At 70.3% G+C, this 25,691-nt stretch carries 25 protein-coding genes; 10 read left to right on the top strand and 15 right to left on the bottom strand.

Going from position 1 to position 25,691, the window contains the following annotated elements; all coding sequences use genetic code 11:
* Positions 1-75: 75 nt before the first annotated feature.
* From AC5Y5B_RS20080 to AC5Y5B_RS20060, 5 genes are all read right to left on the bottom strand, one after another.
* Entirely contained in the window at positions 76-1,221 is a 1,146-nt protein-coding gene (locus tag AC5Y5B_RS20080; RefSeq protein WP_112633629.1) for a PPE family protein, read from the bottom strand.
* A gap of 208 nt (positions 1,222-1,429) precedes the next feature.
* Positions 1,430-2,236, bottom strand: a complete 807-nt coding sequence (locus AC5Y5B_RS20075) for an MBL fold metallo-hydrolase (protein WP_500006190.1) — start codon at positions 2,234-2,236, stop codon at positions 1,430-1,432.
* A 38-nt stretch (positions 2,237-2,274) separates the two neighbouring features.
* Positions 2,275-3,141 (bottom strand): pseudouridine synthase, encoded by an 867-nt coding sequence (locus AC5Y5B_RS20070; RefSeq protein WP_500006189.1) that lies wholly within the window; start codon positions 3,139-3,141, stop codon positions 2,275-2,277.
* 10 nt (positions 3,142-3,151) lie between these two features.
* On the bottom strand, positions 3,152-4,909 hold the full coding sequence (locus AC5Y5B_RS20065) for a glycerol-3-phosphate dehydrogenase/oxidase (RefSeq protein ID WP_500006188.1): 1,758 nt from the start codon (positions 4,907-4,909) through the stop codon (positions 3,152-3,154).
* A gap of 73 nt (positions 4,910-4,982) precedes the next feature.
* On the bottom strand, positions 4,983-6,398 hold the full coding sequence (locus AC5Y5B_RS20060; protein ID WP_112633633.1) for an NAD(P)H-quinone dehydrogenase: 1,416 nt from the start codon (positions 6,396-6,398) through the stop codon (positions 4,983-4,985).
* 81 nt (positions 6,399-6,479) lie between these two features.
* On the opposite strand from AC5Y5B_RS20060, the gene AC5Y5B_RS20055 reads away from it, so the two are divergent.
* Together AC5Y5B_RS20055 and AC5Y5B_RS20050 are read left to right on the top strand one after the other, a co-directional pair.
* Entirely contained in the window at positions 6,480-6,959 is a 480-nt protein-coding gene (locus tag AC5Y5B_RS20055; protein ID WP_112633634.1) for a gamma-glutamylcyclotransferase family protein, read from the top strand.
* Positions 6,960-7,162: 203 nt separating this feature from the next.
* Complete coding sequence (locus AC5Y5B_RS20050; RefSeq protein ID WP_500006194.1) at positions 7,163-7,990, top strand: alpha/beta hydrolase; 828 nt, start codon at positions 7,163-7,165, stop codon at positions 7,988-7,990.
* A 4-nt stretch (positions 7,991-7,994) separates the two neighbouring features.
* Here the strand turns inward: AC5Y5B_RS20050 and AC5Y5B_RS20045 are convergent, their stop codons facing one another.
* Genes AC5Y5B_RS20045 through AC5Y5B_RS20035 form a run of 3 tightly spaced genes read right to left on the bottom strand, consistent with a single transcriptional unit; the run spans position 7,995 to position 11,022 of the window.
* Positions 7,995-9,173 carry a M20 family metallopeptidase gene (locus tag AC5Y5B_RS20045; RefSeq protein WP_112633635.1) on the bottom strand — a complete coding sequence of 393 codons (1,179 nt, stop codon included), beginning with the start codon at positions 9,171-9,173 and terminating at the stop codon, positions 7,995-7,997.
* Positions 9,170-10,360, bottom strand: a complete 1,191-nt coding sequence (locus AC5Y5B_RS20040) for a M20 family metallopeptidase (RefSeq protein WP_500006187.1) — start codon at positions 10,358-10,360, stop codon at positions 9,170-9,172. Before AC5Y5B_RS20040 ends, AC5Y5B_RS20045 begins: the two co-directional genes overlap by 4 nt.
* Before the next feature lie 47 nt (positions 10,361-10,407).
* Positions 10,408-11,022: a cutinase family protein gene (locus AC5Y5B_RS20035; protein WP_500006193.1), complete on the bottom strand. Its 615-nt coding sequence runs from the start codon at positions 11,020-11,022 to the stop codon at positions 10,408-10,410.
* Between the two features lie 179 nt (positions 11,023-11,201).
* Between AC5Y5B_RS20035 and AC5Y5B_RS20030 the strand changes: the two genes are divergently transcribed.
* A complete protein-coding gene (locus AC5Y5B_RS20030; RefSeq protein WP_500006186.1) occupies positions 11,202-12,017 on the top strand; it encodes a purine-nucleoside phosphorylase in 816 nt (271 codons plus the stop codon).
* Between the two features lie 3 nt (positions 12,018-12,020).
* Positions 12,021-13,601, top strand: a complete 1,581-nt coding sequence (locus AC5Y5B_RS20025; RefSeq protein WP_500006185.1) for a phospho-sugar mutase — start codon at positions 12,021-12,023, stop codon at positions 13,599-13,601.
* Here the strand turns inward: AC5Y5B_RS20025 and upp are convergent.
* Positions 13,492-14,226 (bottom strand): uracil phosphoribosyltransferase, encoded by a 735-nt coding sequence (gene upp / locus AC5Y5B_RS20020; protein WP_500006184.1) that lies wholly within the window; start codon positions 14,224-14,226, stop codon positions 13,492-13,494. The genes AC5Y5B_RS20025 and upp overlap by 110 nt on opposite strands.
* Positions 14,227-14,318: 92 nt before the next feature.
* Here upp and AC5Y5B_RS20015 point away from each other — a divergent pair, with 92 nt between their 5' ends.
* Genes AC5Y5B_RS20015 through AC5Y5B_RS20005 form a run of 3 tightly spaced genes read left to right on the top strand, consistent with a single transcriptional unit; the run spans position 14,319 to position 17,613 of the window.
* Positions 14,319-15,221, top strand: a complete 903-nt coding sequence (locus AC5Y5B_RS20015; RefSeq protein ID WP_500006183.1) for an alkaline phosphatase family protein — start codon at positions 14,319-14,321, stop codon at positions 15,219-15,221.
* 52 nt (positions 15,222-15,273) lie between these two features.
* Positions 15,274-16,584, top strand: a complete 1,311-nt coding sequence (gene satS / locus AC5Y5B_RS20010) for a protein export chaperone SatS (protein WP_112633641.1) — start codon at positions 15,274-15,276, stop codon at positions 16,582-16,584.
* Positions 16,585-16,629: 45 nt separating this feature from the next.
* Positions 16,630-17,613 (top strand): VWA domain-containing protein, encoded by a 984-nt coding sequence (locus tag AC5Y5B_RS20005; protein ID WP_500006182.1) that lies wholly within the window; start codon positions 16,630-16,632, stop codon positions 17,611-17,613.
* 4 nt (positions 17,614-17,617) lie between these two features.
* On the opposite strand, the gene AC5Y5B_RS20000 is transcribed toward AC5Y5B_RS20005, so the two are convergent.
* Positions 17,618-18,625, bottom strand: coding sequence for a VWA domain-containing protein (locus tag AC5Y5B_RS20000; protein WP_500006181.1), 1,008 nt, complete (start codon positions 18,623-18,625; stop codon positions 17,618-17,620).
* Between the two features lie 54 nt (positions 18,626-18,679).
* Positions 18,680-19,651, bottom strand: a complete 972-nt coding sequence (locus AC5Y5B_RS19995; RefSeq protein ID WP_500006192.1) for a cupin — start codon at positions 19,649-19,651, stop codon at positions 18,680-18,682.
* A 243-nt stretch (positions 19,652-19,894) separates the two neighbouring features.
* Between AC5Y5B_RS19995 and AC5Y5B_RS19990 the strand changes: the two genes are divergently transcribed.
* Positions 19,895-20,605, top strand: coding sequence for a GntR family transcriptional regulator (locus AC5Y5B_RS19990; RefSeq protein WP_500006180.1), 711 nt, complete (start codon positions 19,895-19,897; stop codon positions 20,603-20,605).
* A gap of 20 nt (positions 20,606-20,625) precedes the next feature.
* On the opposite strand, the gene AC5Y5B_RS19985 is transcribed toward AC5Y5B_RS19990, so the two are convergent.
* The 4 genes from AC5Y5B_RS19985 to AC5Y5B_RS19970 form a co-directional block, all read right to left on the bottom strand.
* Positions 20,626-21,714, bottom strand: a complete 1,089-nt coding sequence (locus tag AC5Y5B_RS19985; RefSeq protein ID WP_500006179.1) for an adenosine deaminase — start codon at positions 21,712-21,714, stop codon at positions 20,626-20,628.
* Complete coding sequence (locus AC5Y5B_RS19980; protein WP_500006178.1) at positions 21,711-22,997, bottom strand: thymidine phosphorylase; 1,287 nt, start codon at positions 22,995-22,997, stop codon at positions 21,711-21,713. The genes AC5Y5B_RS19985 and AC5Y5B_RS19980 overlap by 4 nt, the downstream gene beginning before the upstream one ends.
* A gap of 12 nt (positions 22,998-23,009) precedes the next feature.
* Positions 23,010-24,158 carry an alpha/beta hydrolase family protein gene (locus AC5Y5B_RS19975; protein ID WP_500006177.1) on the bottom strand — a complete coding sequence of 383 codons (1,149 nt, stop codon included), beginning with the start codon at positions 24,156-24,158 and terminating at the stop codon, positions 23,010-23,012.
* 63 nt (positions 24,159-24,221) lie between these two features.
* Positions 24,222-24,623, bottom strand: coding sequence for a cytidine deaminase (locus tag AC5Y5B_RS19970; RefSeq protein WP_500006191.1), 402 nt, complete (start codon positions 24,621-24,623; stop codon positions 24,222-24,224).
* A gap of 254 nt (positions 24,624-24,877) precedes the next feature.
* Between AC5Y5B_RS19970 and sdhC the strand changes: the two genes are divergently transcribed.
* Positions 24,878-25,216: a succinate dehydrogenase, cytochrome b556 subunit gene (sdhC, locus tag AC5Y5B_RS19965; protein ID WP_240631765.1), complete on the top strand. Its 339-nt coding sequence runs from the start codon at positions 24,878-24,880 to the stop codon at positions 25,214-25,216.
* The gene (locus AC5Y5B_RS19960; RefSeq protein WP_500006176.1) at positions 25,213-25,683 is read left to right on the top strand and encodes a succinate dehydrogenase hydrophobic membrane anchor subunit; all 471 of its coding nucleotides are present in this window, start codon (positions 25,213-25,215) and stop codon (positions 25,681-25,683) included. The genes sdhC and AC5Y5B_RS19960 overlap by 4 nt, the downstream gene beginning before the upstream one ends.
* Positions 25,684-25,691 lie beyond the last annotated feature (8 nt).

Genomic DNA, 25,691 nt, shown 5'->3' with positions numbered 1-25,691 from the left:
TCCTGCTGCTGGTCGCCGTTGACCTGCCCGGTGGCGGGGTACGGCGTCCGCAGTCGTGGGGCGCCATCGTCAAGGTCATCCCGCCGATGGGTTACGAGGCATCACTTTGCCTTTGACCTCCTGGCCGAGGGCAACGTCCTCGTACTTCTGCTGTTTACGTTTTCGCCAGCCGGTGCCGGCCGAGGCCGTCGTCGGCGGCACCATCATCGGCATCAGCGGGAACCCGGACTCCGCGGGCAGCGGCGAGGCGGCGGACGCGAGTTGCACCCCGGTCTGGGTGCCCGGCAACAGCCCCACCACGGCGGGGGGCGCGGTCAGCTTGCCCAGCGACACCCCGACGCCCATCGCGCCCGAAGGCGCCATTCCCGCGCCGACGTCCTTGACGGCGCTGGACAGGCTCGCCGTGGCGGCGCCCAGGCCCTCGGACAGGCCGGTGCCGATGTCGCCGCCCACGCTCTGCAGCGCGCTGGCCGACGAGTTCTGCGCGAGGTAGCTCAGCATGTTGATCGGGAAGCCGGACGAGATGAACTGGTTGCCCCAGGTGCTCCAGTAGCCGAACCACCCGCTGTTCGGGTCGCCGTCGCTGCCGAAGATGCCGGCCGAACTAAGGGCGTCGAGTATCGAGCTGGTCGACGACGAGCCCGCGGCGTCGTTGGTGGCGAACGCCACCGCTTGTTCCTGGTTGGCGGTGCCGTCCGCGGTCGTCATGGACAGGGGCGAGGCGAACTGCGAGAGCTGCGTGGTCGCCTGCGAGGACGACGCCTGGTACCGGCTCATCGCCGCCGAGTTGTTCGCCCACATGGTCTGGTATTCGTTCTCGGTCTCGGCGATGGCGGCCGTGTTGGTGCCGAACCGGTTGGTGGCCAGCAGCTGCGCCAATCGCGTCCGGTTGGCGGTGACCACCGCCGGAGGCACTATCGAGGCGCGGGCGGCGGTGAACGCCGACGCGGCGGCCTCTGCCGAGGTGGCCATCTGCGCGGATTGCTGCGCGGTCTCGCGCAGCCAGAGCAGGTAGGGCTGGACGGATTGCAGCATCGCCATCGCCGACGGCCCGTCCCAGGACTCGATCAGCGACGACAGCGTCGAGGCATAGGTGGAGACCGAATTCTCCAGCTCGACGGCGACGCGTTGCCACGCGCCGGCGGCCTCGATCAGCGAGCCCGCGCCCGGCCCGGTGTGGATGAGCGTCGAGGTGACCTCGGGGGGTGCAAAAAGATCCATCACGTCTCACAATGCCCACGCTGAGAACGCCTCAGCAAATTTGCGTTGACCAGGCCGCGAAGAACCGTCAAACTCTGCACGTCGAAGCCTGTCACCTGCGGTCGGTACCTCCCAGTTCGACTGCCCGGTGTTAGGACACCCTATACCCAAAGCTGAGAGCGATTTGACATTTGCTGGCCAGGGGCACTACTCGAAAGCGGCCGCCTTCCTACACGGTCACCGCGGCGCCGCGGTTCACCGCGACGATCCTGTCCCCCAGGCCCCTGTGCTCCATCTCACGGGTGAAGTCGGCCAGCGGCGACGCGAAGACGCTGTAATCGTCGAAGTGCACGGGGATGGCCTTGGGCAGGGCCAGCATCGCGACGAGCTCGGCGCCCTGGCGGCCGTCCATGGTCACGGTCAGCCCGAACGGCAGCCGCCCGCCGGCCGGCAGCCGGGTGCCGCCGAGGTGCAGCATGCCCGCGTCGATCGGGTCGAAGCGGGCGGGAATCTCCTTGAGCTCCTCGATTAGCAAGGTGTCACCGGAGATGTAGAGCCGTCGCCGGGCGGCGCCGGCGCCGTCGTCGAACTCCAGCATGGTGCCCATCACCGGCGGGAGTAGCCGCTGGCTCCATCCCGGCGCGTGCCGCCCGGGCAGCGACGTGAGGGTGAGCGTGGCGCCGCCTTTGGTCATCGTGTGCTGCTGCCACGTCCGCAGGCCGCGCGCCTGGGCGAAGCCGCGCCTGTGCAGTCGCTGGGCGGCGTGCGGGGTGGTGACGACGGGCAGCCCGTGGTCGAGGCCCCGCTGCGACACCCTGTCCCAGTGGTCGCCATGCATGTGGGAGAGCACGATCGCGTCGATCGGTGGCAGTTCGTCGATGCGCAGCGCCGGCTCCTTGAGCCGCTTGGACACCAGGCCGTGGCCCAGGTAGGCGCGTTGCCCCCGGTGCAGGAAGTTGGGGTCGGTCAGCAGCGTCAGCTCGCCCGCGGAGATGAGTGTGGTCGCGTTGCCGACGTACGTGACGGTGATGTCCATAGCCGCGGGCTACCCGGTCCCGCGGCCGTCCACGCGACCTAGGGCTCCAGGCGACGGCTGACGAATTCGCGTCGCTCACCGGTGCGCGGATCGGTGAACTCGATGCGTTGCGCCAGCAGCCGCAGCGGCGTGCTGAAGTCGTCGGCGGCAACGTCGACGACGTCGGGATACAGCGGGTCACCGTCGATCGGTATCCCCAGGGCCGCCATGTGCAGCCGCAGCTGGTGGGTGCGCCCGGTGCGCGGGGTCAGCCGGTAGAGCCCGTCCGGCGATAGCAGCTCCACGTGCGTCTCCGCATTGGGCGCACCGGGCTCGATGACCGACTGTAAGTTGCCGCGGCGCTTGATGATCCGGTTGCGCACCAGGCGGGGCAGCTCCAGCTGCGAGTCGACGGCGGCCCGGGCCAGATAGATCTTGGTCACCAGTCCGCGGGAGAACAGCGTCTGGTAGGCGCCGCGGACCTCGCGCCGCGCGGTGAACAGCAGCACCCCGGCGGTCAGCCGGTCGAGCCGGTGCGCCGGGCTCAGCTCGGGCAACCCCAAATCGCGGCGCAGCCGCACCAGCGCGGTCTGCGCGACGTGGCGCCCGCGCGGCATGGTGGCCAGGAAGTGCGGCTTGTCCACGACCACGACGTCGTCGTCGCGATGCAGCACCGGGATGTCGAACGGGACGGGCACCTCGTCCGGCAGCTCGCGATACAGGTAGACGCTCGCTCCCGCGGGAAGCGCTGTGGCGCAATCGATTACCGTACCGTCGGCGCCGACGACCTCGCCGGCCAGCACCTTGGCGCGGGCCCGCGCGCCGAACCGGTCGGTGAGTTCGGCCAGCACCGGCCCGCCCCGCAGCCGCACCCGCGCCGGGCCGAGTCCGTCCCGCACCGGCAGTGGCGCCGGCCGACCGGCCATTGTCAGGACCTCAACTGAGCGGGACCGGCTCGAGGATCTCGGCGCGCGCCTCGGGCGCGCTGGCCCGCAATTCGTCGGCGGACACGTCGTCGGGCTGCGCCTGGGACAGGATCTCGGCCTCCACCCGAGCGGAGTAGTTCGCGACCTCACGCTCGATGTCCTCGGCCGACCAGCCCAGCACCGGCGCGACCACGTCGGCGACCTCGCGGGCGCAGTCGACGCCGCGGTGTGAGTATTCGATGGAGATGCGCATCCGGCGGGCCAGGATGTCCTCCAAATGCAGTGCGCCCTCGGCGGTCACGGCATACAGCGCCTCCACCCGCAGGTAGCCGGGCGCCTCCTTGATGGGGGTGAGCAGATCGGGCCGTTGCGCCGCCAGGGTCAGCACGTCACCGATCAGCGAGCCGTAGCGGTCCAGCAGATGACGCACCCGGTAGGGGTGCAGGCCCTGCAGCTCGGCGACGTGTTCGGCCTGGTTGATCAGCGCGAAATAGCCGTCGGCGCCCAGCAGGCTGACCTTCTCCGTGATCGACGGCGCCACCCGGGCTGGAATGAATTGGGCCGCAGCGTCAATCGCGTCGGCGGCCATCACCCGATAGGTGGTGTACTTGCCGCCGGCGATGGCGACCAGGCCCGGCGCGGGCACCGCCACGGCGTGCTCCCGGGACAGCTTGGAGGTCTCCTCGCTCTCCCCGGCCAGCAGGGGGCGCAGCCCCGCGTACACGCCGTCGATGTCGGCGTGGGTCAGCGGGATGGCCAGCACCGTGTTGACGGTTTCCAGGATGTAGTCGATGTCGGCCTTGGTGGCCGCCGGATGGGCCAGGTCGAGATTCCAGTCGGTGTCGGTGGTGCCGATGATCCAGTGGCTGCCCCACGGGATGACGAACATCACCGACTTCTCGGTGCGCAGGATGATCGCGACGTCGCTGACGATGCGGTCGCGCGGCACCACCACGTGCACGCCCTTGGACGCCCGGACCTGAAATCGCCCGCGCTGCTTGGACAATGCCTGGATCTCGTCGGTCCACACGCCGGTCGCGTTGACCACCACGTGGCCGCGGACTTCGGTGATCGCGCCGTCCTCGGAGTCGCGCACCCGCACACCCGTTACCCGGTCGCCCTCGCGCAGCATGGCGACCACCTGGGTGGAGGTCCGCACCACCGCGCCGTAGTGCGCGGCGGTGCGCGCGACGGTCATGGTGTGCCGGGCGTCGTCGACCACCGTGTCGTAGTAACGGATTCCACCGATCAGCGAGCTGCGCTTGAGGCCGGGGCTTAGCCGCAACGCGCCGGCGCGCGTCAAATGCTTTTGTGCCGGAACAGATTTCGCGCCGCCCAGCCGGTCGTAGAGGAAGATGCCCGCCGCGGTATAGGGACGCTCCCACCACCGATGCGTCAGCGGGAACAGAAACGGCATGGGCTTGACCAGATGCGGCGCCAGCGTGGTCAGCGACAGCTCACGCTCGTAGAGCGCCTCGCGCACCAAGCCGAACTCCAGCTGTTCGAGGTAGCGCAGGCCGCCGTGGAACATCTTCGACGAGCGGCTCGAGGTGCCCGAGGCGAAGTCGCGCGCTTCCACGAGCGCCACCTTGAGGCCGCGGGTCGCGGCGTCCAGCGCGCAGCCCGAGCCCACCACGCCGCCGCCGATCACCACCACGTCGAACTGCTCAGTGCTCAGCCGCTCCCAGGCCAACGCGCGTTGCCGAGGTCCCAGCGACGAAGCCGTCCAGGTTTGTGCGCTACCGGGTGCCTGAATCGGGTTGCTCACGGCAGAGGACTCCGCACTGGGGAAACTCCTGTCGGTTACTCGTCAGTAGGACGTGCTGCACCAAGGCTAACCGCTAATCCAGATCGTCGTGCGCCATCAGCCGCCGCGCGGCCTCGGTGATCGAGCCGGACAACGACGGGTAAACCGCCAGCGTCTGCGCCAATTCGTTGACGGTGATCCGGTTCGTCACCGCCACCGCGATCGGCAGGATCAGCTCGGAGGCGATCGGTGCCACGACCACGCCGCCGATCACCACGCCGGTGGCCTGGCGGCAGAACAGTTTGACGAAACCCTGCCGCAGGCCCGACATCTTGGCGCGCGCGTTGGTGCGCAACGGGAGCATGACGGTGCGGGCCGGCACCGAACCGTCGTCGATCATCGTCTGCGGGACCCCGACGGCCGCGATCTCGGGCCGGGTGAACACCGTCGCTGCCACCGTGCGCAACCGGATCGGGCTGACACCCTCGCCCAGCGCGTGATACATCGCGATCCGGCCCTGCATGGCCGCGACCGAGGCCAGCGGCAGCAGACCGGTGCAGTCCCCGGCGGCGTAGATGCCGGCCACCGACGTCCGCGACACCCGGTCCACGGTCAGGTAGCCGCCGCGGCCCAGCTCGATGCCGACCCGGTCCAGGCCCAGGCCGCCGGTGTTGGGGACGGAGCCGATGGTCATCAGCGCGTGGCTGCCCTCGACCGTGCGCCCGTCGGCCAGGGTGACCAGCACGCCGTCCTCGGTGCGGGTGACCGACTGCGCGCGGGCGTTCTTGACCAGCTCGACGCCGCGCTCGGAGAACGCCTCCTCCAGGACCAGCGCGGCATCGGCGTCCTCGTAGGGCAGCACCCGGTCGCGGCTGGCGACCACCGTCACCGGCACGCCCAATTCGGTGTAGGCGTGCACGAATTCGGCTCCGGTGACCCCGGACCCGACCACGATGAGGTGCTCGGGCAGCGCCTTGAGGTCATAGAGCTGGCGCCAGGTCAGGATCCGCTCGCCGTCCGGCGGCGCCGACGGCAGCACCCGCGGGCTGGCGCCGGTGGCGATCAGCACGACGTCGGCCTCGAACTCCTGGGTGGAGCCGTCGGCGGCGGTCGCCTTGACGCGGTGGCAGGCCAGGCCGGGGGTGGGGTCGATCAGCTCGCCGCGGCCGGCCACCACGTGCACGCCCATGCCGAGCAGCTGATCGGTGATGTCGGCGGACTGCTCGGTGGCGAGTTGCTTGACCCGGGCATGGATCTGCGGCAGCGAGATCTTGGCGTCGTCGATGTCGATCTCGAACCCCAGCCGCGGCGCCCGGCGCAGCTCGGTGCGCAGCCAGGTCGAGGCGATGAACGTCTTGGACGGCACGCAGTCGTCCAGGACGGCCGCCCCGCCGATGCCCTCGGTTTCGATGACCGTGACGCGGGTCGTGTCGGGGTGCGAGGTCGCGGCCACCAGCGCGGCCTCGTAACCGGCCGGGCCGCCGCCGAGGATCACGATGCGGGTCACCACAGCCCCAACCTAACGAAGCGGCCGGGACCCCGCGAATGCTCGGGGGAAGACCCACCAGCATCGGACGTCTAAGCTTTCCCCGTGCCGCTCTACGCCGCGTACGGATCGAACATGGATCCCGAGCAGATGCAGAAACGCGCGCCGCATTCGCCGATGGCCGGAACCGGTTGGCTGCACGGGTGGAGATTGACCTTCGGTGGCGAGGACATCGGTTGGGAGGGCGCGCTGGCCAGCGTCGTCGAGGACCCGGGGTCCAAGGTGTTCGTCGTCCTCTACGACATGACACCGGCGGACGAGCACAACCTGGACCGCTGGGAGGGCTCGGAGTTCGGCGTGCACAAGAAGATCCGGTGCCGGGTGGAGCGGATATCGTCGGACACCGACACAGACCCGGTCCTGGCGTGGCTGTACGTCCTGGACGCCTGGGAAGGCGGCATGCCGTCCGCCCGCTATCTGGGTGTGATGGCCGACGCCGCCGAAATCGCCGGAGCGCCAGCCGATTACGTGCACTGGCTGCGGACCCGCCCGGCCCGAAACATCGGTCCTGGGACCAGCGCCTGACCCCGCTCGCCGGCGGCGCCCGCCAAAAACCATTCGCCCGACGCCGACCGGCAGGGTAAACAGACAGACCGACGATGCGCGCCCCGATCCGAGGGGGGCGCCGGGAGAAGGAGAATCGTCTGTCCATCCTGTCCGTACCGCTGATCGCCGACGCGGCGGCGCGCGCGTTCGCGGCCGCCATCAACCCGACTCCCAAGGCCGCCGTGCGCTTCCCGGAGATCACCGGCCGAACCTCCGAGGTCGCGATCCCCACCCGCCACGGCCCGGTGTCGGCGACCGTCTACCACCCGCCCGCGGCGACGAACCCGCCCGTCTACGTCAACGTGCACGGCGGCGGCTTCGTGGTCGGACACCCCGAGCAGGACGATCCGTGGTGCCGCTACCTGGCCGCCAACGCGGGCGTGCTGGTGATCAACCCCGACTACGCCCTGGCGCCGCGGCACCGCTTCCCCGCCGCGGTGTACCAGATCTACGACGTCGTGTGCTGGGCCGCCGGCCCCGACCGCGAGTGGGACGGCACCCGGCTGTGCGTCGGTGGCCAGAGCGCGGGCGGCAACCTGTCTGCCGCGGCGGCGCGGCTCGCGCTGGAAAACGGCGGCCCCGAGATCGCGCTGCAGGTGCTGCACTACCCGCCGCTGGACCTGGTCACGCCCAGCCGCGACAAGTCGTCCACGATCGGCAACCGGGCGATCATGAAGCCCTGGATGAGCGAGGTCTTCGACACCGCCTACATCCCCGAGCCGGCGCGGCGGCGCGACCGCCTGGTCTCGCCCGCCTGGGGCGACAACGCCGAGCACCTCGCCGGCATCGCGCCCGCGCTGGTCGTGACCGCCGAGCAGGACCGGTTGCGCGACGAAGCCCGCAGGTACGCAGAGAAACTCGGCGCCGCCGGGGCGTTGGTGGAGTACCACGAGGTGGCCGGGGTCGACCACGGCTACAACATCATGAGCGCGGCCGGCGACGTCACGCGGCGGACGTACGAGCGCATCGCCGAGCACGTCGTCCGCGCCACGGCCGCGCGACCGTCGTAGGCGCCTAGAACAGCTCGAACGCGGCCGACTGCTCGACGATGTTGGTCATCACGCGCACCCCGATCGGCAAGGCCCGCTCATCGAGGTTGAACGTCGGCTGGTGCAGGTCGAGCTGGGGCCCCACCCCCGGCCACACCCCGAGCCGCGCCATCGCACCGGGGATCTCCTCGAGGTACCAGGAGAAGTCCTCGCCACCCCCGGACTGACGGGTGTCGGCCAGCGCGTCGGGGCCGACGGCTTCGATGGCGTGGGTGAGGATGCGCGTCGAGAGGTCCTCGTTGACCACCGGCGGCACGCCGCGCCGGTATTGCAGGGTGTGTTCGATGGCCAGCGGCGCCAGCAGCCCGGAGACCGTCTCCCGGATGATCTCCTCGAGGCCCACCCAGGTCTGCCGGCTGGCGGTGCGCACGGTGCCGGCCAGCACGCCGCTCTGCGGAATGGCGTTGGCGGCCACCCCGGCGTTGACGGCGCCCCACACCAGCACGGTGCCGTTGCGCGGGTCGATGCGCCGCGACAGCACCCCGGGCAGCCCGGTGATCAGCGTGCCCAGCCCGTACACCAGGTCGGCCGTCAGGTGCGGGCGCGACGTGTGCCCGCCGGGCGAGTACAGCGTGATCTCGATCTGGTCGGCCGCCGAGGTGATGGGGCCGTGCCGGACCGCGACCTTGCCGACCTCCAGCCGGGGGTCGCAGTGCAGGGCGAAGATCCGCGACACCCCGGTGATCGCGCCGGCGGCGATGGCGTCGATCGCCCCGCCGGGCATCAGCTCCTCGGCGGCCTGGAAGATCAGCCGCACCCCGACCGGCAGCTCGGGCACCGACGCCAGCACCAGGGCGGCGCCCAGCAGGATCGCGGTGTGCGCGTCGTGGCCGCAGGCGTGTGCCACGTTGGGCATGGTGGAGGCGTAGGGGGCGTCGGTGCGCTCGGCCATCGGCAGCGCGTCCATGTCGGCCCGCAACGCGATCCGGGGCTCGTGCTCGGGCCCGATGTCGCAGACCAGCCCCGTCCCGCCGGGCAGCACCTTGGGGTTGAGCCCGGCCTCGGCCAGCCGCTCGGCGACGAACTGGGTGGTGGCGTACTCCTGGCGGCCCAGCTCGGGATAGCGGTGAATGTGCCGGCGCCATTCGACCAGCTCTTGCTGGTGGGCGGCCAGCCACGAATCGGCGGCGTCGACCAGGCTCATGATCGCGCCCCGGCCCGCCGGCGCTCCCGCGCGTCCATCACCCGGTCGCGCTGGGCGGGCGTCTGGGCGAGCTGGACCACCGTGCGCGCCAACATGATCGCGCCCTCGACGACCGCGCGGTCGGCGCTGGGGCCGGCGGCGGCGTCGGCGAAGGCGCGCTGGTGAACCATCGCCCCGCCGGCGTCGACCCCGACGATCGGGTGAATTCCCGGCAGCACGTGCGTGACGTTGCCCATGTCGGTGCTGCCCATGGGCAACGTCGACTCGTACTCGCGGGCCACCGGCTCGCGGCCGAGCCGGCACATCTCTTCGCGGAACACGTCGGCCAGCCACTCGTCGGGCCGCAGCTCGTCGTACGGGGGTGCGGGATTGTCGATGTCGTATTCGCAGCCGGTGGCCAGCGCGCCCGCGGCGAAGCAGGCGTACACCCTGCCCTCCAGCTCGCGCAGCGACTCCGATTCGACCGCGCGCATCGCGTACTGAACCGCCGCGCGGTCCGGGATGACGTTGACCGCCTGCCCGCCGTTGGTGACGATGCCATGCACCAGCTGCCCGGGCGCCAGCTGCTGCCGCAGCAGACCGATGGCCACCTGCGCGACGGTCACCGCGTCGACGGCGTTGACGCCCAGGTGCGGCGCGACGGCGGCGTGGGATTCCTTGCCGCGGTAGTTCACGGTCACCTCGGACAGGGCCAGCGACCGGGCCGCGGCGATGTCGGCCGGCCCGGGGTGCAGCATGACCGCCGCGGCGATGTCGTCGAACACCCCGGCCTTGAGCAGCAGCGCCTTGCCGCCGCCGGCCTCCTCGGCCGGTGTCCCCAGCAGCGACACCCGCAGGCCCAGCTCGTCGGCCACCTCGGCCAGCGCCAGGGCGGTGCCCACCGCCGACGCCGCGATGATGTTGTGGCCGCAGGCGTGGCCGATCTCGGGCAGCGCGTCGTATTCGGCGCAGACGCCGATGGTCAGCGGCCCGCTGCCGAAGTCGGCGCGAAAGGCGGTGTCCAGCCCGCCGGCGCCCGCGGTGATCTCGAAGCCGCGTTCGGCGACCAGCGCCTGCGCCTTGGCGCAGCTGCGATGCTCCGCGAAGGCCAGCTCAGGCTCGGCGTGGATGGCATGGGACAACTCGACCAGGTCGGCACCACGCCGCCGCACGACATCTTCGACACTGTCTAACGGGGTTGTGGGCACTCTCGCAGTATCTCACTCACCGGTCTCGGCCCCAGAGGGCCTGAAAGCTACACCAGCCCGGCGATGAATCCGGCCGCCTGACCGGGATACGGCGGCTCCTCGTAGACGTGGTGCGCCTCCCGGTCGCGGCCGCCGACGACGCAGACCGGGTCGCCGTCGCTGCACAGGTCGATGGCGCGGCCGGCGAAGGCGCCCGTCGACGACAGCGGCGTATTGAAGCGGTTGCCGGGGTTGCCGAACACCGCGACGGCCCGAATCTTGCCGGCGAGTCCGGGATCCAGCGCGGGCGCCGACCCGAAGTTGCCGATCCGCTGGCCGACCGGCGGCACCCCCGCGAGCATCGACACCGCGGCGGCGCCCTGCGAGAAGCCGCCGAGCACCAGCCGCGTCGACGGGCACGAATCGACCATCTGCGCGATGTGGTCACGCGCGTCGTTGGCGCCGTCGGCGGTGGTCAGGAAGTTGTAGCTGGCCGGGTAGTTCACCGCGTAGGAGTCGACGCTGCGCGATCCCAGCGCGGGTTGCAGCGCGGCGAACAGCGCGTCGCCGACGGCCCCCAGGCCGGGCGGCTCCGCGGTGCCCCGGATGAAGATGAGTTGCACGTCCGGGCAGTCCGCCCGGGCCGCCGGCGCCGGGCCCAGTGTGAGCGAAACCACTGACAGCGCAACGGCGACCGCCACCGCCATGACCGGGCCAACCACCGGCCACCTACGAAGATTCATACGGCAGATCCTGACATATACCGGCGACACCTCCCCACCGCTAGGCCCGATGGCCCGATGGCCCGGCTCCTCACTCGCGCCGTTGCCGGCACTCGCCGTCGCCGGGCTAGGCTCCGGCTGTGACCCAAACCCCGTCCGACCCAGGCGAGCTCGCGCGCCGGGCGGCCGAGGTCATCGCCGAACGCACCGGAATCGCCGAGCATGACGTCGCCATCGTGCTCGGATCCGGCTGGCCCCCGGCCGTCGCGGCGCTGGGGACGCCCACCGCCGTGCTGCCCCAGGCCGAGGTGCCCGGTTTCCGGCCGCCGACGGCGGTCGGGCACACCGGCGAGCTGTTGTCGATGCGCATCGGCGTCCACCGCGTGCTGGTGCTGGTCGGCCGCATCCACGCCTACGAGGGCCACGACCTGTGCCACGTCGTGCACTCGGTGCGCGCGGCCTGCGCGGCCGGCGTGCGCGCCGTCGTGCTCACCAACGCGGCGGGCGGGCTGCGCCAGGACATGGCCGTCGGCGAACCCGTGCTGATCAGCGACCATCTGAACCTGACCGCCCGGTCGCCGCTGGTCGGCCCGCAGTTCGTGGACCTCACCGACGCCTACTCGCCGCGGTTGCGCGAACTCGCCCGCCAGGCCGACCCCACGCTGACCGAAGGCGTCTACGCCGGGCTGCCGGGGCCGCACTACGAGACGCCCGCCGAAATCCGGATGCTGCGGACACTGGGGGCCGACCTGGTCGGCATGTCCACCGTGCACGAGACCATCGCCGCCCGCGCGGCCGGCGCCGAGGTGCTCGGGGTGTCGCTGGTGACCAACCTGGCCGCGGGGCTCAGCGGCGAACCGCTGAGCCACGCCGAGGTGCTGGCCGCCGGGGCCGCGGCGGCAACCCGGATGGGGGCGCTGCTGGCCCTGATCCTCGAGCAGCTCCCCCGGTTCTAGGGGATGACGCCCGAGGAGTGGATCGCCCACGATCCCGACCCGAGGACGGCCGCCGAGCTCGCCGCGTGCGGCCCCGACGAACTCGCCGCGCGATTCGCCCGCCCGCTGAAGTTCGGCACGGCCGGCCTGCGCGGCCCGGTGCGCGGCGGACCCGACGCCATGAACGTCGCCGTGGTGTCGCGAGCGACGTGGGCGGTGGCGCAGGTGCTGGCCGGGCGCGGCCTGCGCGGTTCGACGGCGATCGTGGGACGCGACGCCCGGCACGGCTCGGCGGCGTTCGCCACGGTAGCCGCAGAAGTTCTTGCCGCACAAGGGTTTTCGGTGCTGCTGCTACCAGGACCCGTGCCCACCCCGGTGGTGGCGTTCGCGGTGCGCCACACCGGCGCGGCGGCCGGGATCCAGATCACCGCGTCGCACAACCCGCCCGCCGACAACGGCTACAAGGTCTACCTCGACGACGGCATCCAGATCGTCTCCCCCACCGACCGCGAGATCGAGGCCGCCATGGCCGCCGCCCCACCGGCCGATCGGATCGGCAGGGCCCCGGTCGAACCCGCGCGGACCGATCTGGTGCGGCGCTACCTCGAGCGGGCGGCCGGATTGCGGCGCGGCGGCGGTACGGTGCGGGTGGCACTGACCCCCCTGCACGGGGTCGGGGGCGCGGTGGCCGTCGAGGCGCTGCAGCGCGCGGGGTTCGCCGAAGTGCATTCCGTCGGAGCGCAATTCGCACCCGACCCGGATTTCCCCACCGTCGCGTTCCCCAACCCCGAGGAGCCCGGCGCCACCGACGCGCTGCTGGCCCTGGCCGCCGATGTCGACGCCGACGTGGCGATCGCGCTGGATCCCGACGCCGACCGATGCGCCGTCGGCATCCCCGACACCCAGGGGTGGCGGATGCTGTCCGGCGACGAAACCGGTTGGCTGCTAGGCGATTACATACTATCCACCACCAGCACACCGGCCCCCGTGGTGGCCAGCACGGTGGTGTCCTCGCGGATGCTGTCGGCCATCGCCGCGCGCCACGGCGCGCTCCACGTGGAAACCCTCACCGGCTTCAAGTGGCTGGCCCGCGCCGATGAGCAGGTGCCCGGCGGCACGCTGGTCTACGCCTACGAGGAGGCGATCGGGCACTGCGTCGACCCCGCATCCGTGCGCGACAAGGACGGCATCAGCGCCGCGGTGCTGGTGTGCGACCTGGTGGCCGAGACCAGACGACAGGGCCGCACGGTCCGCGACCTGCTCGACGAGCTGGCGCGGCGGTACGGGGTGCACGACGTGGCGGCGGTGTCGCGCCGGGTCGCCGACGCCGCCGAGGCGGCCGAACTGATGCGGCGGTGGCGGAAGACCCCACCGGAAACGCTGGCGGGTTATGCCGCGACCCTCACCGACATCACCGACGCGCTGATCTTCACCGGCGGCGACGACGACACATCGATCAGGCTGGTGGTTCGACCGTCCGGGACCGAGCCGAAACTCAAGTGCTACTTGGAGATTCGCTGCGCGGTCGACGGCGACCTGAACTCTTCGCGGCGGCGCGCCCGCGCCCTGCGCGAGCGGCTGGTCGCTGCGGTGCAGAACTGGTGAACAGGTTGGGCCCGAATTGACGGTCGCCGGCATCGCCCAGGCCCGGCACGATATAGGCCGACTTGTTCAGCCCCTTGTCGACCGCTGCGGTGAACACCCGCGCGTCCGGCGCCGCTTTCTTCACCGCCGCAAGGCCTTCCGGCGCAGCCACCACGCACAGCACGGTGAGATCCGTTGCGCCGCGGTGCTGCAACAGACCGATGGTGTGGGCCGTCGACCCGCCGGTGGCCAGCATGGGATCGAGGATGATCACCGGCCTGGACGCAAGCCTGTCGGGCAGCGCCTCGAGGTAGGGCACCGGCAGATGGGTTTGCTCGTTGCGGGCGACACCGACGAATCCCACCTCGGCCTCGGGTATCGCCGCGTGCGCGGCGTCGACCATGCCCAGCCCGGCCCGCAACACCGGCACCAGCAGCGGCGGGGAGACCAAGCGCGTCCCGACGGTCGACGCCACCGGGGTGCGAATTCGCACGGACTTTCGCGGCGCGTCCCGGCTGGCTTCGTAGATCAGTATCAGCGTCAGCTCGCGCAGCGCGGCGCGAAAACCGGCCGTATCGGTGCGTTCGTCGCGCAGCACCGTCAGCCGGGCGGCGGCCAACGGGTGGTCGATGACGCACAGTTCCATGGGGTCGAGGGTATATAACGATCGGGCAAAGCCCTCCTGACACGCTTACCGCCGTCCCGGAAAACGCCTGCGCCCGTTCATATACTCCGGGCGTGGTGGGCGAATTTCGAAGTCCGAGAAGGCTGGTCGGCCGGGTATACCGGGTCCTGCGGCCATTGGCCGCGTTGGCGTTGGTGGCACTGGCGGCCAGCCCGTTGACGCCGCGCATAGGCCTTGCGGCAGCGGCCGTTCCGCAACCCGCGCACATCGTGATCGTGGTCGAGGAGAACCGCTCCGAGAGCGGCATCATCGGCAACAAGTCGGCGCCCTTCATCACGTCGCTGGCCGCGGCCGGCGCCAACATGACCCAGTCGTTCGCCGAAACCCACCCCAGCGAACCGAATTACCTGGCGCTGTTCGCCGGCAACACCTTTGGCGTGAACAAGGACCTGTGCCCGGTCAACGGCGGCGCCGCACCCAACCTGGGATCCGAATTGCTCGCCGCGGGCTACACATTCGTCGGCTTCGCCGAAGGCCTGCCCGCGGCCGGCTCACCGGTGTGCAGCGCGGGCAAGTACGCGCGCAAGCACGTGCCCTGGGCCAACTTCACCAATGTGCCGGCGGCGAACTCGCTGCCGTTCACCGCGTTCCCGATGGGCAACTACGCCAGCCTGCCCACGGTGTCGTTCGTCATCCCCAACAACGACGACAACATGCACGACGGCTCGATCGCGCAGGCCGACGCCTGGCTGAACCGCAACCTGTCCGGCTACGCCAACTGGGCGGCCGCCAACAACAGCCTGCTGATCGTCACGTTCGACGAAGACGACAACTCCAATGTCGGAGGCAACCGCAACCAGATCCCGACGGTGTTCTACGGCGCCCACGTCCGGCCCGGCAGCTACAGCGAACAGATCAACCACTACAACGTGCTGTCCACGGTGGAGCAGATGTACGGGTTGCCCAAGACCGGGTACGCCGCCAGCGCCGCGCCCATCACCGATATCTGGGGCTAGCTCGACGGTGGCACCATGAGCACCTTCGGCGGCCGTCGCTATTGTGTGCCGCATGGCTGCTGACCTCGTGCCCATCCGCCTGAGCCTGTCCGATGGTGACCGCTACACCGTGTGGGCGCCCCGCTGGCGTGACTCCGGCGACGAGTGGGAGGCGTTCCTGGGCAAGGACGAGGACCTGTTCGCGTTCTCGTCCGTCGCCGACCTGGTGGCCTTCGTGCGTTCCAACGACGACAACGACCTGGCCGACCACCCGTCGTGGGGCGAGCTGCGCGCGGCGCACGCGCACGCCTTCTCCCCCGCCGAGGACAAGCAGTTCGACCTGATCGCCGTCGAGGAACTGGTGGCGGAGAAGCCCACCGAGGACTCGGTGAACGCGCTGGCCGGCACGCTGGCCATCGTGTCGTCCATCGGATCGGTGTGCGAGCTGGCGGCGGTGTCGAAGTTCTTCAACGGCAACCCCGTCCTGGGCACCGTCTCCGGCGGCATCGAGCACTTCACCGGCAAGGCCGGCACGAAACGCTGGAACACGATCGCCGAGGTCATCGCCCGCAGCTGGGACGACGTGCTCGCCGCGATCGACGGCATCGTCACCATCCCCGAGGTCGACGAAAAGCTGTCGGAGAAGGCGGCCGACGAGCTCGCCGAAGAGCGCGACGAGGTCGAGGAGGACGAGGACACCGGGGACACCGGGGACGCCGGCGAGGCCGTCGAGGAATCCGCGGATCCCGAAGACGAGGCCGACGAGGTGGACGAGGAGGACGAGGACGAAGCCACCGAAGCGCGGGCCAGCGCCGACACCGTGGTGCTGGGCAGCGACAAGGATTTCTGGCTGCAGGTGGGCATCGACCCGATCCGCATCATGACGAGTTCGGGGACCTTTTACACGCTGCGCTGCTACCTGGACGACCAGCCGATCTTCCTGGGCCGCAACGGACGCATCAGCGTCTTCACCTCCGAGCGCGCGCTGGCCCGCTACCTGGCCGACGAGCACGACCACGACCTGGCCGACCTGAGTACCTACGACGACATCCGCACCGCCGCGACCGACGGCTCGCTGGCGGTGGAGGTCACCGACGACAACGTCTACGTGCTCAGCGGGCTGGTCGACGACCTGGCCGACGGCCCGGACGCCGTGGATCGCGAGCAGCTGGAGCTGGCCGTCGAGGTGCTGCGCGACATCGGCGACTACTCCGAGGATTCCGCCGTCGACAAGGCGCTCGACACCAGCCGGCCGCTGGGCAAGTTGGTGGCCGCCGTGCTCGAGCCCGACTCGGTCACCAAGCCGTCACCGCCGTACGCCGCGGCGGTCCGCGAATGGGAGAAACTGGAACAGTTCGTCGACGGACGGCTGCGCCGCGAGTAGTGCCACCGTTTGACGGTTGCGGGCTGGACGGGAAGGTTGGGTGACGTGTCGCTTCCCGGTATCGGCCCGCTACCGCTCTACGGGTTCCAGCGCCCGGGCCTGTTGTTGTTCGGCCTGGTGCCGCTGGCCCTGCTGGCCCTCTACGTGTACGTCGCTGCCCGGCGCCGCCAACGGCTGCACCGGTACACCGAAACCCCGGTGCCGCAGTCGCCGTGGCGGCACCTGCCGATCGCCGTGTCGCTGCTGAGCCTGGCGTTGTTGACCGTCGCGCTGGCCACCCCCACCCACGACATGCGCATCCCGCGCAACCGCGCCGTCATCATGCTGGTGATCGACATGTCGCAGTCCATGCGGGCTACCGACGTCGAACCCAACCGGCTCAAGGCCGCCGAACAGGCCGCCACCCAGTTCGCCGGCCAGCTCACGCCCGGCATCAACCTCGGGCTGGTCGGGTTCGCCGGCACGCCCTATCTGCTGGTGCCGCCGACCCCGCAACACCAGGCCACCATCGACGCGCTGAAGAAGCTGGATTTCGCCGACAGCACGGCCACCGGCGAGGCCATCTTCACCGCGCTGCACGCGGTCAGCGCCACCGCGGTCGCCGGCGGCGACAAGCCGCCGCCCGCCCGCATCGTGCTGCTCTCCGACGGCGGCGAGAACAAGCCCTCCAATCCCAGCGATCCGCACGACGGCGTCTACACCGCGGCGCGGCTGGCCAAGGACGAGGGCGTGCCCATCTCGACGATCTCGTTCGGGACCAAGGGCGGCGAGATCGAGATGGACGGGCAGCGCATCGCCGTCCCGGTCTCGACCGACCAGATGAAGATGGTGGCCAAGCTGTCCGGCGGGCAGTCCTACACCGCGACCACCCTCGGCGAGCTGGAAAAGAGCTACAACGCCATCGAGAACGAGATCGGCTACCGCACGGTGCCGGGGCCGGGCAGCTCCGGATGGTTGCGGCTGGCCGTGCTGACCGCGCTGATCGCGACGGCGCTGGCACTGCTGATCAACCGCCGCCTGCCCAGCTGAGGCCTCAAGCGGGCAGCCTGCGGTTCAGCAGCAGCCCGGCCAGGATGGCGGCGGCCATGACGAACGCGCCGAGCAGCATCCAGGCCAGGCTCGCGTCGCCCTTCACCGTTTCGTAGCCGATCTGGCGCTGCAGCGTCGAATACACGTTCTTCAGCGAGTCCAGGCTGTCGGCGTGGAACGACTCGCCGTCGGTGATCTCGCAGATCTTCTGCAGGGTCTGGTCGTCCACCGGGACCGGGATGGTGGCGCCCTCGTAGTCGACGGTGCCGTACGGGGTGCCGAACGAGATCGTCGAGATCTGCACGCCCTCGGCCTTGGCGGCCCGGGCCGCGGTGAACGCGCCCTGCGGGGCATTGGGGTCCAGCGGCACGTTCTCGGCGCCGTCGGACTCCAGCACGATGCGCGCCGGCGGCGGACCGTCGCCACCGCCCATCACCGAACCGACCGTCGCGATCGCCTGCAGCGCGGTAAAGATGCCTTCTCCGGTAGCGGTTTTCGGGGCCGGCTGCAAACCGTCGATGCCGGCCTTCACCGCGCCGCGGTTGGTGGTCGGCGGCACCAACAGCGTGGCATTGGCCGCGAACTCCACCAGCCCCAGGTTGATCGCCGGCGTCAGCTGGTCGGCGAATTGCTTGCCGGCCTCCTTGGCCGCGGCCAGGCGGTTGGGCGGCACATCGTTGGAGGCCATCGACTCCGAGACGTCGATCACCAGCATCACGACCGCGCGGTTCAGCGGAATCCGGACGTCCGACGTCGGCCCCGCCATCGCGGTGGTCAGCAACACCAGCGAGGCGGCCAGCAGGATGGTCGGCACGTGGCGCCACTTACTGGGCCGCGGCGGCGCGACCCGCTCCAGCACCTCCATGTTGGCGAAGCGCAGCACCCGGCGACGCCGGGCGAACTGCTGCACGACGTAAAGCCCGATCACCAGCAGCACGATCAGCAAGACCAGGAAGAACCAGGCGTTCTGGAAGCCCGTGAGCGACACCGGTCCCAGCAGGGGCACCTTCATGTCCAGCCACACTATTCGCCGAACTCCGGCGGTGCATGGGCCCCGCCGGACGGATCACCCGGCGACGAGATCGCGGCGCTGGGTGAACTTGATGTCCAGGCTGCGCAGGTGGGTGTGCAGCCCGGCGTCCTGAACGGGGATCAGGTGGGCGGGCTCGTCGGTCTCGTTGTAGTGGGCGTGCCACATGCCCGGCGGGGTGGTGAAGGCGCACCCGGTCCGCCAGTCCACCCGGGTGGGATCGACGATGTCGCCGCGCTCGTCGAGACGCGTGCCCAGCAGCGTGTAGCAGCCGGACGCCGGGGCGTCCAGGATGAGATCGAGCGCGACCGACTGGTGCCGGTGCGGGCGCTGGACCTGATTCGGGGGCAGCACCCCGAACATGGCCCACAGCACGTGGGTGATGGTCAGCGTCTGCTCCTGGTTGGCGTTGGCCAACAGCACGCTCACCCGGCTCTTCTCGTTGGCGCCGGGACGCGCGGCGATCTCCTCGAGCTTGGCCACCGCGTCGGCGCGGCGGAACTTGGTCGCCTCGAACCGTGGCCGGGTGGCCTCGGTACCCAGGTAGCGCATCAGCGGCTCGTCGTGCACCCAGTACATGGCCGTGTCCGCGGCGGCGTAGAACACCGACCGGCAGCCGGCGGGCAGGGTCACGAAGTCACCCTTCTCCCAGGCGATCAGCCGGCCGTTGACAGCCGCGAAGCCGCGCCCGTACAGCACGTAGTACAGCTGCGAGGTCGCGTTGGGGCTGGTGTCGATCTGCTCGTTGGCGCGGATGCTGACGAAGTTGGCCAGCAGCGCCGGGCTGGTGGCCGCGCCGGTGCCGATGCCCAGCTCACCCGACAGGTCCAGGGGGATCACACCGGTCGGGGCGTCGAGGTAAAGCTCGGGATCGAACCGGCGCAGCGGAACCGGCGGGACGTGTCCGGACCCGATGGGGTTGGCCGCCTTGGAGTACTCGAAGTACTCGGCCTGCTCAGCCCATTCTTCGAAGCGGCCCTCGAACCCGTATTCGGCCACGTTGATCATCGGCGCCGGGATCGTCGGATCCAGGTTCGGGGTCAGGGTCTGCGTGGTCAAAGTCTGCGGGGTCAAACTCTGCGTCGTCGAAGTCTGCGTGGTGGCCATCTCGGTCTCCCTTGCCGCTTGGGTTTCTGCCGTATCTAAATAGTATTTATCTTGTATCTTAGTGTCAATTCTCCCTGGTGGGACGGCGGGGTGTACGGTCGTGAGCACCCTTGAGATACGACTTAGCTACAAGAGTGGGGCGGTATGGCGGCGCAGGGCCCGCGGCCGGGCACGGCCAAGGATCGCGCGCTGGACCACGTCAAGGCCCAGATCCTGACGGGCGAATTCGCCGGCGGCGAGCTGATCAGCGAAGGCGACGTCGCCACCGCGCTGGGGATGTCGCGCACCCCGGTGCGCGAGGCGTTCCTGCGGCTGGAGGCCGAGGGGCTGTTGCGGTTGTATCCGCAGCGCGGCGCCCTGGTGGTCCCGGTCTCGCCCGACGAGGTCCGCGCGGTCATGGAGGCCCGGCTGGTGCTGGAGCAGTTCGCGGCCGCCAAGGTGGTGGGGCGCGGTCCCGCCGTCTGCGCCGCGGTCTACGAACGGCAATCCGGCGAGCTGCGCCGGCAGGGTGAGGCCGCCGCGGCGGCCGACTGGCGGGAATTCCTGGAGTCCGACCGCGCCTTCCACGCCATCACCCTGGAAGAGTCGGGCAACGCCATCCTGTCGAATTTCTACTCGACGCTGCGCGACCGCCAGATGCGGATGATCGGGGAATCGGCGCTGCGCGAACCCGATCGGGTGGCCACGATCATGGCGGAGCACCGCGGCATCGCCGAAGCCCTGCGCGACGGCGACCTACCGCGGGCGCTACGCGCGGTGCAGACCCACCTGGCCAGCACGGTGCGGGCCATGGGGCTGTCCGTCGAGCCGAACCCGTTATGGGCTACCGGATTTAGCGCGGGCGCCGCAGACTGAGCGCATATGAGGGTGAGCCGCTAGCCGATCAGCACGGCATAGCGTGGCTTGATCACCTCGTCGATGATCGCCAACCGTTCGTCGAACGGGATGAACGCGGACTTCATCGCGTTGATGGTGAACCGCTCGAGGTCGCTCCATCCGTAGCCGAAAGCCTCGACCAGCCGGTGCATTTCGCGGCTCATGAAGGTGTCGCTCATCAACCGGTTGTCGGTGTTCACGGTCACCCGGAAGCGGGTGCGGGCCAGCAGATCGAACGGGTGCTCGGCGATGCTGTTGACGGCGCCGGTCTGCACGTTCGAACTGGGGCACAGCTCCAACGGAATCCGCTTGTCCCGCAAGATAGATGCCTGTTCACCCAGCCGGACCTTGCCGTCGGCCAACACCTCGATGTCGTCGACGATGCGCACCCCGTGGCCCAGCCGGTCCGCACCGCAAAAGGCGATCGCCTCGTGAATGGACGGCAGGCCGAACGCCTCACCGGCGTGAATGGTGAAGCGCGCGTTGTGATCTCGCATGTACTCGAAGGCATCCAGGTGCCGGGTCGGTGGGTTGCCCGCCTCGGCGCCGGCAATGTCGAACCCGACAACCCCCTTGTCCCGGAACCGGATTGCCAGCTCGGCGATCTCCCGGGACACCGCAGCGTGGCGCATCGCCGTGACCAACAGCCGCACCACGATCGGACGCCCGGCCGCGGCGCAGGCCTTCTCGCCGTCGGCGAAACCGGCCAGCACGGCGTCGACGATCGCGTCGAAGGACAGCCCGCGGTCGATGTGCAGCTCGGGTGCGAACCGGACCTCGGCATACACCACCGAGTCCTCGGCCAGATCCTCCACGCATTCAAACGCGACCCGATGCAGCGCCTCGGGCGTCTGCATCACCGCCACCGTGTGCGAGAACGGCTCCAGGTAGCGCTCCAGCGAGCCGCTGTGCGAACGGGTGCGAAACCACGTCGCCAGGTCGTCGACGTCGGTGGCGGGCAGCCCGTCGTAGCCGATCTGCCCGGCGATCTCCAGCACGGTCGACGGGCGCAGGCCGCCGTCGAGGTGATCGTGCAGCACGGCCTTGGGGGCCTTTCTGATCTGCTCGAGCCCCAGGGGTGCGGTCATGTGACGATCCGATCGATGATCAGCGGCCGGGAGGCCGGGGGCGTGTCGCCGATGCCCCACCCGCCGTCCAGCTCGGCGAGCGCGGCGCCGAAGCGCTCCGGGGTGTCGGTGTAGAGGGTGAACACCGGCTCACCGGCGCTGACCGGTTCGCCGGGGCGGCGGTGGATCCGGATACCGGCGCCCGACTGCACCCGTTCGCCCGGGCGGGACCTGCCCGCGCCGAGCCGCCATGCCGCCAGCCCCACTGCCATCGCGTCGATATCGCCCATTGTGCCGCCCCGGGGGGCGGTCACGGCCTCGGCATGCCGACCGAGCGGCAACGGCACCGACAGGTCGCCGCCCTGGGCCGCGACGAGCCGGCGGAACCGGTCCATCGCGGTGCCGTCGCGCAGGGTGTCGGTGGGGTCGCGCGCGTCGACGCCGGCCAGCTCCAGCATCTCGCAGGCCAGCCGCAGCGTCAGCTCGACGACGTCGGGCGGCCCGCCCCCGGCCAGCACCTCGAGCGACTCGGCGACCTCCAGCGCGTTGCCAACGGTCGCGCCCAGCGGGCGGTTCATGTCGGTCAGCAGCGCGCGGGTGGGCACCCCGTGCGCCGCGCCCAGCTCGACCATGGTGCGGGCCAGCTCGCGGCACTCCCGCTCCGACCCCAGCAGCGCGCCCGACCCGACCTTCACGTCGAGCACCAGCGCCCCGGCCCCCTCGGCCAGCTTCTTGCTCATCACCGAGCTGGCGATCAGCGGCAGCGACTCGACGGTGGCGGTGACGTCCCGCAGCGCATACAGCTTGGCGTCGGCGGGGGCCAGGTCACCGGCGGCGAAGATGGCCGCCCCGAGGTCGCGCAGCTGGTCGCGCACGCGCCGGTTGGACAGCTCGGCGGTGAACCCGGCGATGGATTCCAGCTTGTCCAGCGTGCCGCCGGTGTGGCCGAGGCCGCGACCGGACGCCTGCGGGACCGCGGCGCCGCAGGCGGCGACGACGGGCACCAGGGGCAGCGTGATCTTGTCCCCCACCCCGCCGGTGGAGTGCTTGTCGACGGTCCGCAGGCCCAGGTCGCCGAAGTCGAGCGTGTCGCCCGACGCCAGCATCGCCGCCGTCCACCGCGCGGTCTCGCCGCGGTCCATGCCGCGCAGCAGGATCGCCATCAGCAGCGCCGCCATCTGTTCTTCGGCCACCCGGCCGTCGGTGTAGGCACCGATGACCCAGTCGATGGCGGCATCGGACAACCGGCCGCCGTCGCGCTTGGTCCTGATCACCGTGGGCGCGTCGAACGCGGGGTCAGTCAAGGGCGTCGCCGCTCAGGGTGTCGTCCCGCTCTCTTTGACGAACGACGCCAGCGCGCCGACGAGCTGGGTGGAGAACGGCAAGGGCTTCGTGTAATTGGCCGGCAGTCGGCTGGCGTCCTCTTTCAGGACATGGTCCACACCGGTCAGGTGGACGTAGTCGGTCTTGGTGCCCGCGCTGGTCAGGCCGGACACTAGGGAATCGACGTCCTGGCAGGTGATCTGCAGATCGGCGTCACTGCAGGTGACCAGCACCGGCATGTCGCGCGGCAGCTTGGCGGCCAGCGCTGCCGGGTCGATCGCGTCTTCCTGCAACAGGGCATGCGCGTTGGCGGCGTTGATCACCGCCCTCAGCCCCGGCGGTTCGTCGGGCGGAACCTGGCCGGTCGCGCGGAACTCCTGTATCGCGTGATCGATCGCCGCGGTGCTGTCGGCGGCGCGCGCCGCGGTGATTCGCCCGGACCTGACGGCCGCGTCGGCCTGGGCGTGGGCCTGTTCGGACACATGGTCGAGGATGCGGCGGCTCGCCGGCTCCACCAGACCCAAGGACTGCACCGCGGGGACGGTCCCGGGCGCGGCGGTGGCCAGCATCATCGCGTACAGGGCGCCCTCGCTGTGGCCGAGCGCGATCAGATGGGTCCGGTCGACCCCGGATTGGCCGGCGAGGAAGTTCAACGCGGCGGTCGCCTCGTCCTGGAATGTGCCGATGCCGACCTTTGCCGGGTCGGTCGCGTACGAGCCGAGGCCGGTCTGACCGGTGCCGAGCTTGTCGTAGCGCAAGCTAGCGACGCCGTCGTCGGACAGCGCCCGCGCCAGGTTCCGCAGCGTGTCCACCTGGCCCGGCATGGCGGCCGAGTCACCGTTGCGATCCGTCGGCCCGCTGCCGGCGATCAGCAGCGCCGCCGGCACGGCCCGGCCGTGGCCGGCCGGATGCCGGAACGTGCCGTACACCGTCATATCCCCCACGGGGAAGAAGACGGAGTCCTCCACCCACGACGACGCCGGCGCCGACGACGCGGGCGTCGATGGCGGTTTTGCACTCGGCGTTCGGGATGCGCATCCGGCGGCGCCCATCCCCGCCGCGATCAGCACCACACCCAAGAGTCCGCGCAGCACTGCGGGCAGCGATCCCGTCGGCATCATCGGCGCGCTCCCCCGTTGCACGCATTGACGGTAAGCCGACCGGTAACGCTCAGCAAGCCGCCGGGCACCGGTTGGGGACGGCGTTCAGCCGCGCCCGCGTGCCAGGTCGTCGGCGCCGAAGGCGTCCGGCAGCAGGTCGCCGAGCCGGCGCGGCCCGCGCGGATGGTCGATCAGCAGCTCGGGGCCGCCGTGTTCGGCCAGCACCTGACGGCACCGCCCGCACGGCATCAGCACCGATCCCCGCCCGTCCACGCACGCCAGCGCCACCAGCCGCCCGCCGCCGCCCGTATGCAGGGCACACACCACGGCGCATTCGGCGCAGAGACCAAGGCCATATGAGATGTTCTCCACATTGCAGCCGGTCACCACCCGGCCGTCATCGACCAGGGCGGCCGCCCCGACCCGGAATCGCGAGTACGGTGCGTAGGCACCCGCCGCGGCATCGATCGCCTTGTCGCGCAACGCATTCCAGTCGATCTCCGGCATCACGAAACCCCGCTCACCCATGGCCGATTCCGAGAGCCACCCTAGCCGCAAAACGGCAATTCGCCCGAGGAGACATTGGCGCAAGTCACAGCGTGTCCGAGCTAAGCTCAAGTGCCCGGCGTGACCGACGTTGAAGCCGGAAGAAGGCGGTGAGGACTGGGGTGACTACGCAACCGACAACCGCGGATCCGGCGGCACCGGCTCCCTCGCGCAAACGCAGGCCGCCGCGGACGCTGTACCGCGGCGACCCCGGCATGTGGTCGTGGGTGCTGCACCGGATCAGCGGCGCGACGATCTTCTTTTTCCTGTTCGTCCACGTCCTGGACGCCGCGATGCTGCGGGTCAGCCCGCAGACCTACAACGCGGTGATCCACGACTACCAGATGCCGATCGTCGGCCTCATGGAGTACGGCCTGGTCGCCGCGGTGCTCTTCCACGGCCTCAACGGCATCCGGGTGATCCTGATCGACTTCTGGTCCGAAGGCCCGCGCCACCAGCGGCTGATGTTCTGGATCGTCGGCGTCGTGTTCCTGCTGCTGATGGTTCCTGCCGGCGTGGTGACGGTCATCCACATGATGGAGCACTTCCGATGAGCAGCCCGGATCTTCAGCTGGGTCGCGGCGAGGTCGCCCCGGTCAAACAGCGCTTGTACGACCGCCCCGCCAGCTTGGACAACCCGCGCTCCCCGCGGCGGCGGGCCGGCATCCCCAACTTCGAGAAGTTCGCCTGGCTGTTCATGCGGTTCTCCGGGATCGCGCTGTTCGTGCTGGCGATCGGCCACCTGTTCATCATGCTGATGTGGGACAACGGCGTGTACCGCATCGACTTCAATTACGTGGCGCAGCGCTGGGCGTCGCCGTTCTGGCAGTTCTGGGACCTGGCGCTGCTGTGGCTGGCGCAGCTGCACGGCGGCAACGGCCTGCGCACCATCATCGACGACTACAGCCGCAAGGACAGCACCCGGTTCTGGCTCAACAGCCTGCTGTTGTTGTCGATGGGGTTCACGTTGGTGCTGGGCACTTACGTGCTACTGACGTTCGACCCCAACATCTCTTCGTAGGGAGGCTG

Source organism: Mycobacterium sp. NGS33, assembly GCF_059812885.1.
This window is presented reverse-complemented; position numbering and strand designations above follow the sequence as displayed.

Excerpts from the sequence above, each read along its gene's own strand:
- AC5Y5B_RS20075 (WP_500006190.1), bottom strand. The coding sequence starts at position 2,236 with ATGGACATCACCGTCACGTACGTCGGCAACGCGACCACACTCATCTCC.
- upp (WP_500006184.1), bottom strand. The coding sequence starts at position 14,226 with ATGGAACTGTGCGTCATCGACCACCCGTTGGCCGCCGCCCGGCTGACG.
- AC5Y5B_RS20080 (WP_112633629.1), bottom strand. The coding sequence starts at position 1,221 with ATGGATCTTTTTGCACCCCCCGAGGTCACCTCGACGCTCATCCACACC.
- AC5Y5B_RS19995 (WP_500006192.1), bottom strand. The coding sequence starts at position 19,651 with ATGATCAACGTGGCCGAATACGGGTTCGAGGGCCGCTTCGAAGAATGG.
- AC5Y5B_RS19985 (WP_500006179.1), bottom strand. The coding sequence starts at position 21,714 with ATGACCGCACCCCTGGGGCTCGAGCAGATCAGAAAGGCCCCCAAGGCC.
- AC5Y5B_RS20025 (WP_500006185.1), top strand. The coding sequence starts at position 12,021 with ATGACGCCCGAGGAGTGGATCGCCCACGATCCCGACCCGAGGACGGCC.
- AC5Y5B_RS19970 (WP_500006191.1), bottom strand. The coding sequence starts at position 24,623 with ATGCCGGAGATCGACTGGAATGCGTTGCGCGACAAGGCGATCGATGCC.
- AC5Y5B_RS19990 (WP_500006180.1), top strand. The coding sequence starts at position 19,895 with ATGGCGGCGCAGGGCCCGCGGCCGGGCACGGCCAAGGATCGCGCGCTG.
- AC5Y5B_RS20000 (WP_500006181.1), bottom strand. The coding sequence starts at position 18,625 with ATGAAGGTGCCCCTGCTGGGACCGGTGTCGCTCACGGGCTTCCAGAAC.
- AC5Y5B_RS19960 (WP_500006176.1), top strand. The coding sequence starts at position 25,213 with ATGAGCAGCCCGGATCTTCAGCTGGGTCGCGGCGAGGTCGCCCCGGTC.
- AC5Y5B_RS20070 (WP_500006189.1), bottom strand. The coding sequence starts at position 3,141 with ATGGCCGGTCGGCCGGCGCCACTGCCGGTGCGGGACGGACTCGGCCCG.
- sdhC (WP_240631765.1), top strand. The coding sequence starts at position 24,878 with ATGTGGTCGTGGGTGCTGCACCGGATCAGCGGCGCGACGATCTTCTTT.
- satS (WP_112633641.1), top strand. The coding sequence starts at position 15,274 with ATGGCTGCTGACCTCGTGCCCATCCGCCTGAGCCTGTCCGATGGTGAC.
- AC5Y5B_RS20045 (WP_112633635.1), bottom strand. The coding sequence starts at position 9,173 with ATGAGCCTGGTCGACGCCGCCGATTCGTGGCTGGCCGCCCACCAGCAA.